Source organism: Arthrobacter sp. NA-172 (assembly GCF_043952055.1).
Classification (GTDB): Bacteria; Actinomycetota; Actinomycetes; order Actinomycetales; family Micrococcaceae; genus Arthrobacter.
Genome location: NZ_JBINOT010000001.1, coordinates 2,379,874 through 2,394,863, shown reverse-complemented (window position 1 = coordinate 2,394,863; position 14,990 = coordinate 2,379,874). Strand labels below are relative to the sequence as shown.

10 protein-coding genes and 1 pseudogene are annotated in these 14,990 nt (G+C 59.6%); 8 read left to right on the top strand and 3 right to left on the bottom strand.

What is annotated here, in order from left to right:
* Positions 1-20: 20 nt before the first annotated feature.
* The 8 genes and pseudogenes from rpmH (at position 21) to ACF0H6_RS11795 (ending at position 5,667) form a co-directional block, all read left to right on the top strand.
* On the top strand, positions 21-158 hold the full coding sequence (gene rpmH, locus ACF0H6_RS11830) for a 50S ribosomal protein L34 (RefSeq protein ID WP_011776797.1): 138 nt from the start codon (positions 21-23) through the stop codon (positions 156-158).
* A 40-nt stretch (positions 159-198) separates the two neighbouring features.
* Complete coding sequence (gene rnpA, locus ACF0H6_RS11825) at positions 199-606, top strand: ribonuclease P protein component (RefSeq protein ID WP_395249757.1); 408 nt, start codon at positions 199-201, stop codon at positions 604-606.
* A gap of 1 nt (position 607) precedes the next feature.
* A complete protein-coding gene (gene yidD, locus ACF0H6_RS11820; RefSeq protein ID WP_395249942.1) occupies positions 608-994 on the top strand; it encodes a membrane protein insertion efficiency factor YidD in 387 nt (128 codons plus the stop codon).
* Positions 995-1,011: 17 nt separating this feature from the next.
* Positions 1,012-1,973 (top strand): annotated as a pseudogene (yidC, locus tag ACF0H6_RS11815) (membrane protein insertase YidC).
* Entirely contained in the window at positions 1,973-2,551 is a 579-nt protein-coding gene (locus tag ACF0H6_RS11810) for a protein jag (protein WP_395249756.1), read from the top strand. Before yidC ends, ACF0H6_RS11810 begins: the two are co-directional and overlap by 1 nt.
* 6 nt (positions 2,552-2,557) lie before the next feature.
* Complete coding sequence (rsmG, locus tag ACF0H6_RS11805; RefSeq protein WP_395249755.1) at positions 2,558-3,208, top strand: 16S rRNA (guanine(527)-N(7))-methyltransferase RsmG; 651 nt, start codon at positions 2,558-2,560, stop codon at positions 3,206-3,208.
* Positions 3,209-3,294: 86 nt separating this feature from the next.
* Positions 3,295-4,350 carry a ParA family protein gene (locus tag ACF0H6_RS11800; protein WP_395249754.1) on the top strand — a complete coding sequence of 352 codons (1,056 nt, stop codon included), beginning with the start codon at positions 3,295-3,297 and terminating at the stop codon, positions 4,348-4,350.
* A gap of 66 nt (positions 4,351-4,416) precedes the next feature.
* Complete coding sequence (locus ACF0H6_RS11795; protein ID WP_395249753.1) at positions 4,417-5,667, top strand: ParB/RepB/Spo0J family partition protein; 1,251 nt, start codon at positions 4,417-4,419, stop codon at positions 5,665-5,667.
* A 6,046-nt stretch (positions 5,668-11,713) separates the two neighbouring features.
* Here ACF0H6_RS11795 and trxA read toward each other — a convergent pair.
* The 3 genes from trxA to ACF0H6_RS11780 form a co-directional block, all read right to left on the bottom strand.
* The gene (trxA, locus tag ACF0H6_RS11790; protein WP_395249752.1) at positions 11,714-12,040 is read right to left on the bottom strand and encodes a thioredoxin; all 327 of its coding nucleotides are present in this window, start codon (positions 12,038-12,040) and stop codon (positions 11,714-11,716) included.
* A gap of 36 nt (positions 12,041-12,076) precedes the next feature.
* Complete coding sequence (gene trxB, locus ACF0H6_RS11785) at positions 12,077-13,033, bottom strand: thioredoxin-disulfide reductase (RefSeq protein ID WP_395249751.1); 957 nt, start codon at positions 13,031-13,033, stop codon at positions 12,077-12,079.
* Between the two features lie 258 nt (positions 13,034-13,291).
* On the bottom strand, positions 13,292-14,938 hold the full coding sequence (locus tag ACF0H6_RS11780; protein ID WP_395249750.1) for an ABC transporter substrate-binding protein: 1,647 nt from the start codon (positions 14,936-14,938) through the stop codon (positions 13,292-13,294).
* Between the last annotated feature and the right edge of the window lie 52 nt (positions 14,939-14,990).

Here is a 14,990-nt window from a genome sequence, read left to right as displayed (position 1 = left end):
GATCCACTGGAGTAACTAACGTGAGCAAGCGGACTTTTCAGCCGAATAACCGCCGTCGGGCCAAGAAGCACGGCTTCCGCCTTCGTATGCGCACCCGTGCCGGCCGCGCCATCTTGGCCGCCCGTCGTGGCAAGGGCCGCGTCGAACTGTCGGCCTAAATAACTGACTCGTCGGTCAGCCTCCCAAGCGAGTCAATAGGTGCTAGCCACCCGTAACCGTCTACGGACTTCAACCGACTTTTCAACAACTGTACGTTCCGGCGTCCGCAATGGACGCCGGAACTTAGTGTTATATACGGCATCTATTGATGCCGGGGAACCGAGCCGTATCGGCTTTATTGTTTCCAAAGCTGTCGGGAACGCTGTGACGAGGAACCTCGTTAAGAGGAGACTGAGAGAAGCAGGTGCTTTGTCCTTGAAAAGGCATGGCACGGGTCTTGCTGTTGTTGTCCGGGCGTTGCCCGCGGCCGCGACTGCGAGCTGGGACCAGCTGCTGACGGATTACGACGCCGCCTTGGCGGCGACCACGAAACGGCTCGGCGGATCCTCTCCGCGGGTTGTTTCGCCCACGCAGGGCACCACAACGGAAGGGACACCGCGTGCATGAGCTGAGCTCCGCCGTCGTCCGCTTCTTGAGAGCCTCTCCGAAGATCCTCGGAAGATTTCTGTGGGAGCTGCCGCGCAACGTCCTCATCATCTTGCTGAAGACGTATCGCAGAATTATTTCTCCCTTGTACGGCCAGGTGTGCCGGTTCTTTCCCTCCTGCTCGGCTTATGCCCTTGAAGCGGTGACGGTACACGGTGCCGTCAAAGGAAGCTGGCTCGCAGCGCGGCGCCTCGCGCGTTGCCACCCCTGGAACGCCGGCGGCGTGGACCATGTCCCCGCCGGACATCGCCACTGGCCCGAAGGCCAGACGCCCACAATTGTTGTACTGAACAACCCGGACCTGTTCCTGGGTATGCGGTCTGATGAAGACGGCCGCACAGCGGCCTGAGGAAATAGGGAAGACGTATGGACATCTTTGGAACAATTCTGGCCCCCTTCAAGTGGCTAGTCTCCGCCATCATGCTGGGGTTCCACGACGGGCTGAGCTTCATTGGCCTGCCGCCGGAGAACGGCTGGGCACTGGACGCTTTCCATCATCGGCCTGGTGCTGGTGATCCGAGCTGCCCTGATCCCTGTGTTCGTCAAGCAGATCAAGGCACAGCGTGGGATGCAGCTCCTTCAACCTGACCTGAAGAAGATGCAGGCGAAGTACAAGGGCAAGACTGACCAGCTCTCCCGCCAGGCGATGGCGCAGGAACAGATGGCGCTGTACAAGAAGCACGGCACCAACCCGTTCTCGGCCTGCTTGCCCATGCTGATCCAGATGCCGTTCTTCTTCGCGCTGTTCCAGGTGCTTTCCGGTATTACCCAGGCCCGCAGGCCAGGGTATTGGAGCCCTGAGCCATGAGCAGGTGGTGCAGTTTGACGAATCCAGCATCTTTGGCGCTCCGCTTTCCGCGTCTCTGCTTCACGGTGGTGGCGGCGACCAGACGGTTGTGTGGATACTCTCCATTGTGATGATCCTGGCCATGACGGCGTCGCAGTTCATCACGCAGAAGCAGATCATGGCCAAGAACATGTCCGAAGAGGCCATGGCCAGCCCGTTCATGCGCCAGCAGAAGATGATGCTTTACATCCTGCCGCTCGTGTTCGGTGTGGGTGGCATCAACTTCCCGATCGGTGTGCTCATCTACTGGACCACCACCAACCTGTGGACCATGGGTCAGCAGTTCTTTGTCATCCGCCGCATGCCCACCCCCGGATCCCCCGCAGCGAAGGCACTTGCTGAGCGTCGCGCCGCCAGGGGCCTTCCGGCCCACCCCCTCCTGGGCGCTAAGAAGGACGTCGAGGTCGCTGCTGAAGTGGCCGCCGTCGAACTCAAGGCACAGCGCATCCAGCCACAACGTAAGAACAGGAAGAAGAAGTAATGTCTGTTGAAAGCACCGAAGAGGCAACGGCCGCTGGCGTCACCGAGGAACTGGCAGAGGCCACGGAAGAAACTCACGCTGAGGGCGAGTCCACCGGAAAGAGCTCTTCCGCAAGCCGCCTCGAAGAAGAGGGCGACGTCGCTGCAGACTACCTCGAGGAACTCCTGGACATTGCCGACATCGACGGCGACATCGACATTGAGATCCGCAATGGCCGTACTTACATCTCCATCGCGGCCGAAGACGACGCCGAGGGTCTCGAGAGTTTGGTAGGCCGCGACGGAGAAGTGCTCGAAGCGCTTCAGGAACTCGCTCGCCTGTCGGTCCTGTCTGCCACCGAGAACCGCTCGCGCTTGGTGCTGGACATCAACGGTTACCGCAAGGAACGCGCGGGTGATCTGCAGCAGATTGCGGAAGACGCCGTGGCCAAGGTCAAGGAAACCGGTGCTTCTGTAGCACTTGCGCCGATGAGTGCCTACGAACGCAAGATCGTGCACGACGCAGTTGCTGACCTCGGCTTTGTATCGGAGTCCGAGGGTGAAGCTGCCGGCCGCCACATTGTTGTTTCGGCCGACTAACGGATCATGGTTGAAATTACGGCAGCCGAACTTCAGGCGGCAGAAAAGATCTTTGGCGACCGTCTGGGGCTGGCCCAGCGGTACGTAGAACACTTGGCGACGTCGGGAACCGAGCGTGGGCTGATCGGCCCCCGCGAGGTTCCCCGCCTGTGGAGCCGGCACGTCCTCAATTGCGCCGTCATCGAGTCGGCAATTGCCCACGGAAGCCACGTCGCTGATGTTGGTTCCGGTGCAGGGCTTCCCGGCTTGTGCTTGGCGATTGCACGTCCCGACCTTGAACTCACGCTGATCGAACCACTCGAACGCCGGGTCATTTGGCTCCAGGAAGTTGTGGATGATCTCGAGCTGAGTAACGTTACGGTTATGCGTACCCGGGCGGAGCTGGCTGTGGGAATGGTCGACGCCGATGTGGTGACGGCGAGGGCGGTTTCGGCTTTGTCCAAGCTGGCCGGACTGACAATTCCGCTGCTTAACGGCAAGGGTGAAGTGGTGGCGATCAAGGGCCGCAGCGCTGCCGAAGAGATCGAGCAGGCAGCAAAGGTCATCCGCAAGCTCGGCGGGGTGGAAACAGCTGTTGTGGTTTGTGGACAGGAACTTTTGGAGGAACCCACCACAGTGGTGAGGATCGTCGTCAACAAACAGCGTAAGATCACTTAGCTTCGGCGCTGTGTCCCGCGTGTCCCCAACTGAGCGGTTAAGCTAGAGAACGGCAGCTAGAGCCGAATGAGAGTGAGAGTGTGACAGTGGGCAGTAGCGAAACCTCCACGCAGCGGATCCCGCCGTTTATTTCCCTGGGGTCCGCGCGGGCAATGGCTGCACCCTCGGCGTCGTTTGAGTCCGCATTGATGCGCACGAATTCGGTTGCGAATGCCGCTGTTTCACGTGAAACTTTGGTTGTCGGAAACGATAACGTCATGGACTCCATGGACGATTCCAGCCCGATCGCCCGTCAGCTTGCGAACGAGACCCGACGCCGGGAACGGCTGATTGGGCGGGAGCTTCCCAAGCCGGAGAAGACCCGTATTTTCACTGTATCCAATCAAAAGGGCGGCGTAGGAAAGACTACGACGACCGTCAACATTGCTGCCGCTTTGGCCTCCGCCGGACTGAATGTTCTGGTGATCGACATTGATCCCCAGGGCAATGCTTCCACGGCTCTTGGCATTGAGCACCATGCCGATGTGGACAGCATTTACGATGTGCTGATCAATGACCTTCCCCTGCGCGACGTGGTGGCTCCTTGCCCTGACATTCCCAATCTCATCTGCGCCCCCGCCACCATCCACCTGGCCGGTGCTGAAATCGAGTTGGTTTCCTTGGTTGCCCGTGAACAGCGCCTGCGCCGAGCAATCGACGTCTATGCGAAGGAACGCGCGAAGAACGGTGAAGGGCGTCTGGACTTCATCTTCATCGACTGCCCGCCCAGCCTGGGCTTGCTGACCGTCAACGCCTTCTGCGCAGCCAGTGAAGTACTCATTCCTATTCAGTGCGAGTACTACGCCTTGGAAGGCCTCAGCCAGCTCCTCAAGAACATCGAAATGATCCAGAAGCACCTCAATGCTGATCTGGTAGTTTCCACCATCCTGCTGACCATGTATGACGGACGCACCAATCTGGCCGCACAGGTGGCTTCGGAAGTTCGCCAGCATTTCCCTGAACAGGTTCTCAGTGCCGTGGTTCCACGATCCGTGCGAATCTCAGAGGCGCCGAGTTACCAGCAGACGGTGATGACTTACGATCCCTCATCCAGCGGCGCGTTGTCCTACATGGAAGCCGCCGCGGAAATCGCTGAGCGCTAGACTTTCTGAATCACTGCAACATCCTTGATGGCTTCATTCTTGCCATTCCACCGGAGGGACATACTAATGAGCGAAAAGCGACGAGGCCTGGGTAGGGGTCTTGGGGCTCTCATTCCCAGCTCCGCTTCAGCCGGCGCATCGGGCAGTGGCGCTCCGGCGGCCCGCCCAGTGGACCTCTTTTTCCCCGAAGCTCGCAAAGCAGCCGAGACGGTGGAGAGCCCGGAGGTACCTGAGACCGAGGTAGCGAAGAGCTCTCCTTCGCGCGGCTCTTCGACCAAGGGTTCGACGGCGGCGGAGACCCGTGCTGCGAAGTCCCCGGCGACAAAGGGTGTCGCCGCTGCGAAACCTGCGTCGGGTCCGGCTCAGGCGAAGGCTGCTGGATCTAAGTCTCCGGCTGTTACACGGTCGGGTGCCGCAGGACCGGCTTCTGCCGACGCTTCAGGAGACGACGTTTCTGAAGCCGTTCCCGCGGAGCCGGCTGGGGTCGAACTAGTTGAGGTCCCGGGTGCCCGCTTCGCGGAAATCCCCGTCGGCGACATACATCCGAACCGTAAGCAGCCGCGTAGCGTCTTCGATGAGGACGACATGGCGGAGCTGGTTCACTCTGTCAGGGAAATCGGCGTCCTCCAGCCAATTATTGTACGTACCTCAACCGAAAAGGGTGGAGAACCGTACGAACTGGTGATGGGTGAGCGTCGCTGGAGGGCAGTGCAGGCCGCCGGCCTCGAAACTATCCCGGCGATTGTCCGTGACACCAATGACGATGATCTCCTGCGCGATGCTTTGTTGGAAAACCTTCACCGGAGTCAGCTGAACCCCTTGGAAGAGGCAGCTGCATACCAGCAGTTGTTGGAGGACTTCGGTACCACGCACGAACAGCTTGCTGATCGGATTGGACGGTCACGTCCGCAGGTGTCGAACACCCTTCGTCTCCTGAAACTTCCGCCCTTGGTCCAGCGCCGCGTTGCAGCCAGTGTGCTGTCCGCTGGTCATGCGCGTGCTTTGCTTGCGCTGCCGGACGCGGCCGCGATGGAGCGTCTGGCCCAGAAGATCGTTGCAGAGGGAATGTCGGTGCGGGCTACCGAAGAAGCCGTGGCGCTGTACCAAGATCCCACGGTGCCGCCCAAAAACAGCATCCCGCGCCCCAACGCACGCCACGAGCGCCTGGACTACCTTGCCTCGTCCCTGTCGGATCGCTTGGACACCAGTGTGAAGATCACCTTGGGTGCACGCAAAGGCCGGGTAAGCATTGAGTTTGCAAGCGTTGAGGATCTAAACCGGATCATGGATGTGTTGTCTCCGGGAGCCGACGAGTAGACGCTCGATCTCTTCGATATGGGGACTGCTTCTGAGGAAGCAGTCCCCATTTCCTTTTAACCAGCTGATCCGGTTGTTGACCTGGCTTCCCGTTGGTGCGCTGAGGGTTTCCTACGTCAATATAGGTGCGCGCCTATGGAGTTCCGAAGCGAATGGTTCGCCGGCAGACTGTCAGAAGATGGACTGTCAGGGTTTTGGTCCCGGAATGTGGATCAGGCAACCTCCTGGGCGTATAGCTGTCTTACGAGCCGGGGCCGATGGCTACCAGCTTCATTCAGATCGCCACGAGACTTATTCGATGGGTGCTGTATCGCGTTCCCCCTTTGTGAGTGGGAGAACTTGGCAGATGGCCCGATCCAAGGCGGATGAACTTTTTGGCCGAGCCACCAAACTACGCGGAAGGACGGTCCGGTGTTTCACGTGAAACAATGCGGGAATGCGGGAATGCGGGGCGCAAAGGATCGAACGGCGAACGGCGAACGGCGAACGGCGAAGGACCTCAGAACGCGTTGCACGAACGGTGCACAAGAGACAACGGTGCACCAGGAGTGCCTAGTGTTCCCATGCCTGCACTCATTGCCGCTGATCTACTCGTGGCGGGCCTGGCAGGGCCCGCGTGATCTCGATTTCTCGTATCGTATGGCGCGTCCGGGAGTTAGGTCGACGCTTGATAAGTCTGGAAGAGTAAATTCTGGCGGTTGTGTGCCCAGTCCTTCTCGCGGTTTGCTGATCTAGTCATATTGTTTGGGCGCACCGAGGTCTCAAGTTCCCTTCATCGCGGAAGATCGAGCTGTTTCGGTGACTTTCTTATGCCTACGCCTGGGCAAATTGAGCTATTCGCGATTCAGCCGAGATAGTGAGCTCGGCCTTCTCATCGTGAGCAGAGTCGGTGAAGCCAGATAGGTGCCACTATCAAGGTGAGGGATTCCGTGGAGTCGTAGCTCCGCAATGCGGCGCTGTCGCGAGAGCTACCCGGCACTGTCGTGAGAGATACGCGGCACTGTCCTGAGCGATAAGCGTGCCTTTCGGCGACTTCAAATAGTGGGAGTTATCTGCTGCCGGTGTTTCACGTGAAACATGGGCAGGCAGGGATCCGTCGGCGCCTGTAGGTGAGTTATCCCCTAGATAATTGAGAGTTAAGTTGCAGTTAGTAGCCCTACAGACAACCCATAAACGTCGGTGGGCTCTTCGGATGTCGCTCGTTCGACCCACACAGACATGGTGAGACTGCGGATAGGTTTCGTGGGCCCGTGTGCGATTGCAGCGACCATTTCGCCGATGAAGCCTTCCATACGTCTGGTCCCTGTGGCAGTTCCTATGACCCTCCTCGAGGTTGGGGCATCCTGTACCGTTCTCCGACGATCAATGTTGACTGCGGAGTCGTGTGCAGGAGAAGATTCTGCTCCCTTGGGATATGGCACCTACCCGCTGATTCGATACGTTTCCGACCCGGAAGCGAAGGCAAGATGGTTCCAGACCCCGCCGGCAACCCGATATCGGGCTGCTGAGACTAACGGCGTGACGGACTTCTTTCTGGGATTCCGAGTAGCCTATCCCCCGACTCTTGTGTTCGTGTACTTGGTTAGGGGTGTGCGCTCTCATCTCCATGGCTCGGATCCGCGCGCAGATGGGTTTGGATCGGCGGCGGAATTTGTCCTTTGGGGACGTGCGGAGTGCGGTGAGAGTTTGCCGGTGGTGTCGCTGCGGTGCGGAATGTGCGATCGACGAGACGTCCGCGGGCTTTATGGGTGTCCAGAGACCACTGTTCGGGGTTTGTCTTCCTCTTGTTCGAGGGCGGAGTCCTGGAGAGGGTGAGAACCGGGCCCCCATGTCGGGTTGAGCTGCGCTCTACCCCGTCGGTGCTGTAACCGGTGGAGCTGACGGTGGTGGAGGCGCGTGAATGCTCTCCGAATATTGCCCTGCCTTTCTGGTTGCTCGTGGTGTGGACCGATCAATGGCCGGCGGCGGGTGAATCGAAGTGTCAGCTTCGGTCGGAAGCCGGCGATCGGACCTGCAGGGACTCCGTCCGATGCGTTATGTTCTGGCGACGATAGTCCCCCTCATGGGGCAACTCGAGATCTGTGTTCCAAAGTAGGCGTGAAGTGAATTGATCGTGTGAATTGATCGGAGCTGCCGATCGGTGCCAGGTCTCATTCCTCGGGCATTGGTAGAACCTGACCGTTCTTCACAACGATCGTCAATGTCATTGAACCCATCTTGGTCTGGTGGCACGACTGCCTTGTTGTGGATGGACATAGGGTTAGGACCTTGTTGAACATTGGTCCGGGCATTAGGACACTGCCCCGAGAGTCCGGCGAGTTCTGATGGGGCTCTCTGTATGGACATCTGGTCCTTCGTCCAGGGTGAGTCCTTGGTACGTTTGGATCCTTTAGGGATCTGTTACAAGGCTTGGGCCGCGCATCGGATCGGTGTTGCACGGGTCGTTTGGCGTAGCCGAGGATCATCAGATGCGATTCACGGGGACGATGTGATTCGCCAGGATGGTGCGAGGGGTCGGGCTCCGAGTGCCTCGGTAAAACTAGGTCATGGTCACCAGGGCCGTCGCCGTTAGCAAAAGTGGACCGAGGGTAGCCGGGCCGCTCGATGAAGTCCGTGGCGTGTCGCGTACGACTGGGCGCTGTGAACTATTCAATGATCATGGCGCGCGCTGTTGAAAACCTTGAAGGTGCCGGTGGATATCGTTGTGGATAACTTTGTTGATAAGTCGATGACCGTGAAAGGCCGACGAGCGTGAGTCTGCAGGCTTGCTCGAGGTTCGTCAATCACAGCGAGGGCGGCGCGCTGCTCTTTTGAAGTCTGTTTCACGTGAAACAGGACCGAGGTCCTGAATCTGCCGGATTTTGGGCCGATTTGCCTGAATTTGGCCGCTTTCTGAGGTATCTGGTTCGATATCGGCGCATATTGGCATTCAGAAGTGTCGGCAGCCTAGAAGGAGACCTTTTCGCACGCTTAACGGGCCGATCTCCTTTGTTGAAGCGGCGCTAGGTTCGTACCGCGAAAGATGTGGATATTGCTGTGGATAACTTTGTGCATAACTTTCGGCGGACTAGTGGATATCGTCGCCGCGGGAGTCATGCTGTCACTTGGAATGTGCCCTCGCGCAAAGCTATCCCCCCGTCGTCGCAGACCAATTTCGGCGGTGCGCTAAGTGACGGTATAGCGTCCGCTACGAGCATCCGCACTTCCTGCTCATCGTTGTTTCACGTGAAACAAGGGGCTCCCCGCGACTGGGTGCTCTACGAGGCAAACCATTCGAATGCCGAGTGAGGCTGTCTCAAACTTCGCAATGCGACGAGAACGACATCGCAGGCCGGCGGCGACAAACGTTCACTGTGCCCAGGAATTCCAAGAACAGTCCGTCTCTGGCTGGCGTGGGTTAGCCGCGCGTGGGTTAGCGGCGGTGGCGATCTAGCGGGAGCAAGCCTAGAGTGCGGGATTGGGCATCAACAGATGGTTACGAGACCAGGCTCTGAAGCGTCTGTCTCGCTGGGCCGCACCGACGAATTACCCTTCCAGGGGAAGCCAGCATCCAAACGGAATCTCCATAAGAGTCGGGCGGGTGCGTAGCCGCTGGATGGCTTCGTCAGAGGCGGCAGGAGGGAATATAGGCTCGCTGTCGTGCGGTCCTTCATCGTGGGCCGTCCGCGGGGCGCCTTTGCTAGAGGCGTCACACATAAGGACCTGATCCTCTGCGGGGTAGGTTCGTACATCCTCTGCGGTGGACATTCATACCCAGGAGCCTTCAGGGTCCCCGGAAGCGGCTAGCGGAGGTTTAGCTCGGGTGGGCCGTGTTTGTGGCGTTGGGCACGCTCGTCGTAGCTCGTCGATCCTCACTAATCCCGATGCCCTCTCACGTCCAGATAGCGCGGCGATTCATTCGTGGGGATCTCAAAGTCCCTCCGGACGCGTCGTTGATGGAGGTCCGAGTCTGCAGTGGACGGGATGGATCAACGAACAGAATGTGTGACCGCAGGCCGGACGAACAGCCCTCCAGCGTCGTATCAGCTCCGATGTGGAACTGGAATCGGAGCGTTCAGCCGCGGTCTATACCTCTGGACCTTGAGTGGTGCGAGTCGTTTCGACAGGGTGCAGGTATTCGATCTCGGGGACCATGTGGTCAGCGAAGGCGTGAGTGGTGACTTGGAAGCCGGGCGTGGGCTCTGGGTAGGCTTGTTTTGCGACTCCCCGGGCGGAGAATGCCGCGGTTAGACGTCCTGCCTGCGTCTGGTTAGCCAAGAGACCAGCATCGTTAGCCTGGGCGTGGGCGGTGGGCGTAGACCTAGGCGTGGGGTTCCCCTACCGCCATAGGTGCCGCATTAGGTGCTGTTGGTTCGTGCAGGCCCAGACTAGTACCGGTTGCTGCCCGGCTGCCGTCAGATCTCTGATCCCCCTAGGCAGGATGCGTAGGTATCAGCGGCGCACTTCTACCCTGTCGAGCCATGATCACGATAGAACTCTGCCTCAGTGGGGCTTTCGATGAAGGGTGCGCGCTTCTGTATGGCACTCTGAGGCCTGGACTCCGGCTAGGAGGCGGGCTGGAGAGTCGGGCCTGGAACGGCAGGCCAGATGGCAGTGGGATGGCGCTGGTTCACCGAGCTTCCCTCAGTGACGACAGGAGGCTGGGCCTGCGCGTCCCGGTTCCGGATCCATCGGGGCGGCGATCATTGCTCTGTCCTGTGTTTGTGTGAGGAAAGGCGGGTGGGCCTTTGAAATTTACCGAGAAACAATCGATTTAGGGCGTGTTGCTTACTTCCACTAGTTTTCAGGATGCTCAGGACCGGGCATACATGCAAGGCTTAGGGACGCGTTTGATGGTTCGGGATTTTTCTCAGGGAGATGGGACCTTCCAGCAGTGATGCTTCGTGCATTTGATTCTGCAAGCCGTATCGGCAGAAGCAAGCTCTTCAGGTTAGGGTGTCGGATGGTGGGCTTAGGCGGGTAGGCGGGTAGGCGGGTAGGCGGGTAGGCGGGCAGGCTGGCAGGCGGGCAGGCTGGCGGGCCGACTGGGTCCGGAGTAACTGAGGCCGGACGTTCGAGTGGCAAGGTGGCGATTCGCTGCCACTTCCCAATTGCCTAATCATTTTTTTCTAAATCGATGCTGCTACCTCCATGGACGCGGCACCGCACCGAGTCCCGGCTGTTTCACGTGAAACATAGGCCATCTCCTAGATCGTCGAGATCATCTCAAATGCCGGCCTCTAACGAGAGTTTTGAGTGCTCTAGTACACAAAACTATCCAGTGACCATAGTTTCCGCTGATCAGTTGGGTTTGGAGGATGCCAGGCGCGCAGTAGCGCGCGGGCCAATCAGAGCTACTCGATTGAACAAGGGCTGACCTTACGTCGGCCAACCCTGCATCGATTAGCTCCGCATCGATCGGTGCTCGACTAATGGAGAGTTGGGGGTCGCATCTAAAACCGAGCAGGGGCCAGGACGTGTTTCACGTGAAACAGTACGTTCCGTGAGTGAAGCACTATTGGGACGCGCAGCTCTTGCGCCCCACTCACCTCTGCAAGCCGGACGAGCGGTAACACATCGCACAACCCACGTTAAAGGGCTGTTCGAGGCTGCACAGGTGAACAACAATGTTTCACGTGAAACAGACTCGGGATCGTCACATAGGCCCTGCGCGGAAGGTAGCGAAGGGACAAGGTCGGGGGTCGACATTCCGGTGCACCTGGCCGAGTTGCACGCAGGAAACCAACGACTCAGATGACGAAATCCCAGCGGCGGACCTCAAACTCGACGCGCCGCCCGCATATCCGCCCTGCCTGGGGTAGGCAAAAGGATTGCGTCTCGCTGCATCTGGCACCCGAAAGAATAGACCACTAAACAACCTAAGATGGATTCAAACTACAAAAGAGGGTGTTCGGGAGCGACGCAAACCATCCGCAGGGCAGTCAGAACCACAGGAGTTTGAAAAGCAAGCGGACACGAAAAAGCCGGCGGCTCCCGCTCAAGAGCGAAAACCACCGGCTTGATTCGTAGCGCCTAGTTCGGAGCCTATGAAGGTGGCCCCGAGGTCCTAGGACAGAACGGACTCAAATTCCTTTTCGAAGAACTGCTTCGGCTTGGCGCCGATAACCGTGCTCTTCACTTCTCCCCCGCTGAAGAGGTAGACGGCCGGAATCGAAGTGATGCCATACTCGGCTGCGATGCCAGGGTTATCGTCGACATTCAGCTTGACGACATCAACCTTGTCTCCGTACTCAACCGAGATCTCGTCGAGGATCGGACCCAATTTGCGACACGGGCCGCACCACTCTGCCCAGAAGTCCACAATGACCGGCTTTTCGGCGGCCAGGACGTCGGTGCTGAAACTGGCGTCGGTAACGTTTTTAGCGTTGCTCATAATTCTTTCCCTTCGAATGGATGGCTGCTGTGCCGTTTAGGCGTGCAGATCTGCAAGATAGTGTTCGACGTCCAAGGCCGCGACACAACCTGAACCGGCGGCCGTGATGGCCTGGCGGTAGGTGGGATCAACGACGTCGCCGGCAGCGAAGACGCCCGTGATGCTCGTCTTCGAACTGCGGCCCTTGACGGCGATGGTGCCCTCAGGGGCCAGGTCCAGTTTGCCCTTCACGAGTTCCGTGCGGGGATCGTTGCCGATGGCCACGAAGACGCCGGTGACGGCGAGTTCAGACTCGGTACCGTCGACCAGGTTCTTCAGCTTCAGGCCAGTAACTTTGTCGCCACCGATGACGTCCTCGACGGCGGTGTTCCACACGAAGTTGATCTTCTCGTGGGCCTGGGCACGATCTCCCATGATCTTGGATGCCTTGAGAGAGTCACGGCGGTGCACCACGGTGACGGACTTCGCGAACTTGGTGAGGAAGAGTGCTTCTTCCATGGCCGAGTCGCCGCCGCCGATCACTGCGATCTCCTGGTCTTTGAAGAAGAAACCGTCGCAGGTTGCACACCAGCTAACACCGTGGCCTGAGAGGCGCTTTTCGTTCGCCAGGCCGAGCTCACGGTAAGCCGAACCAGTGGACAGAATGATGGCGCGTGCCCGGAAGGTCTCCCCCGTACCGATGGTCACGGTCTTGATGTCGCCGTCGAGCTCCAGCTCGGTGACATCCTCAAACTGGATCTCTGTACCAAAGCGGGCTGCCTGCTTTTCGAAGTTCTCCATGAGATCAGGTCCCATGACGCCTTCGGGGAACCCCGGGTAGTTTTCGACATCCGTGGTGTTCATGAGTTCGCCACCGGCAGTCACTGAACCGGCAATGAGCAGCGGATTCATGTTGGCGCGTGCCGTGTAGACAGCCGCCGTGTAACCGGCAGGCCCGGAGCCTACGATAATGACATCACGTACTTCTGACGCGGTGTTTTCTGCGTTGCTCACTGTCGGGTGAACCTCTTCCTTAGTCGATGCACCGGATTGTCGCGGCCGGCCACATGGCACAACCCCGTGGCGGCGTCGAATATTCCGGTGTTTCCGGGGACCCTAATATCCACCATCATTCAGGGTACCTTCTGGTGGCGCAGGGCATGGAAAGGTCATGGGCCCCGTTACCGGAGGTGACTGTCCCCCAGAGTCCCGCCCAAAGCGGTCCCCGCAGGCCCCTTAGCTCCAGGCCTGCTCCTGCACCTTGATCTCGGCCTACTGCACCTTGATCTCGGCAAGGCGCAGACCGAAGCCGTAGCGCGTCTTGGGCGCAGTCAGCTTGGGCAACGACTTGATGTTAATGATCACGTACTGGGCGGTTACCGGTGTGCTGAGCGGCATGGTGAGTTCCGGCGAGGTGAAGCTATTGGTCCCCACCAGCTTGGCGCCATCCATAGCAGGACGATCATTGGTGAAGACGCTGATGTTTCCACCGGAAGCACCAAGTTGGCTCAGCGTGACGGAGCTGACCTGCGCAGGCGCCTTGAGCTTCACGAGCAGCGAGACCCCATCCGGCGCGAGTCCGCCCCAGTCAGCGGTGGCGAACTCCATGTCCGACCAGTAGCTTGCGGCATTGCCGTCGTAGGCTTTAACCAAGTCTTTGTCGTAGGTCGCGGCGAACTCGAAATCGCCCATGCGGGTGACTCCATCGATGGACGGCGGTGCCGCGACGGCCGTGGCTGATTGGCTGCTGCTCGGCTGTCCAGTTCCGGATTGTGATGCCGTGGCGGACTGCTTGGCTGCTGGAGAGCCGCCTGGAATGAGGTTGCCGAGATTGGTGACTGCCAGAATCAGGCCCACGATCAAGACAGCAGCAAGGACTCCGCCCACAAGCCACCTGAAGGAACGGGGCTCACGCACGGGCTCCTCGTCGTAATATTCGTCCTCATCGAAGGAATCTGCTTCCGCACGCGCTGTTGCAGGGAAGCTGGACGCATTCCGGGTGTATCTGCCCGAGGCACCCGCCGCCGCACCCTTGGTGGCGTCCTCGTTGACGAAACCGTAGTCCTCCTCGGACCAGAGCGACACCTTGGATTCCTGCGCAGGAGTCGCGGACGTCGGCGCTGGAACGGACGAAGCCGGTACGGCCTGCGTTGCGGGTCCTTGCGGGACTTGCTGCGAGGGTTGGATTTGCTGGGGCGCGGTCCGGATCGAGTGTGCCGAGGCTGGCCTGGTGGAAGGTGCAGGCTCCGCAGCCGCAGCCGAGCCCTCGCCGTCGTCGTTTGGCTTGGCGCCACCCTTCACGGCCGCAGCGGCAGCGGCTGCGGCAGCCCCGGCACCCGCGGCTGCAGCCGCAATACGGGAGCCAATTCCGCCAGAAGCCGACGCCGGCCTGGCAGGCATGGGAGGAACCATCGGGCGGCGCGGGTCCTGGTTCGCAGCGGTTGCCGGCATCGGCTCGCCAGCCGGGGCTTCGTCGTCGTAACTGATGAACTCGGCGTCGTGTTCGTCGTCCTCGTACAGCCCGTCGTAGGTCTCCGGCTCGTGGGAGCGGGCTTGGCCGAAGATCTCGCTGCCGAGAGTGTCCGTGAAGAACGGCTCCACGTACGGCGGGTTCGTGGCAACCACGAGGTCCAGCAGATCGGGAGCGCTGGTGTGGTTCGTGATGAGGTACGTGGTGCTGTCGCTGACGCCCAGGTCGAGGATCTGGACATGCCCCGGCCGTTCGCCGGTGGCTACTTCCCGGGCGCTCTTGGCAACCTGATCGGCGTTTCCAGGGCCAGCCACGAGGATACTGACGGGTCGATTGAGGACCTGGTCCACGCCGTCGAGCACCAGATCTTGGTCGTGCGAAGTCAACACGGTGGCTGTGACTTTGTAGCGGCCGCCAAGCACTGATCCGACATCGATCGGGTGGGACACGGGTTCCTCCTAGACTGTCCGGGAGCTGCGGGTCCTGATTATGGGATCCGGC

Excerpts from the sequence above, each read along its gene's own strand:
- ACF0H6_RS11810 (WP_395249756.1), top strand. The coding sequence starts at position 1,973 with ATGTCTGTTGAAAGCACCGAAGAGGCAACGGCCGCTGGCGTCACCGAG.
- rsmG (WP_395249755.1), top strand. The coding sequence starts at position 2,558 with ATGGTTGAAATTACGGCAGCCGAACTTCAGGCGGCAGAAAAGATCTTT.
- ACF0H6_RS11795 (WP_395249753.1), top strand. The coding sequence starts at position 4,417 with ATGAGCGAAAAGCGACGAGGCCTGGGTAGGGGTCTTGGGGCTCTCATT.
- trxA (WP_395249752.1), bottom strand. The coding sequence starts at position 12,040 with ATGAGCAACGCTAAAAACGTTACCGACGCCAGTTTCAGCACCGACGTC.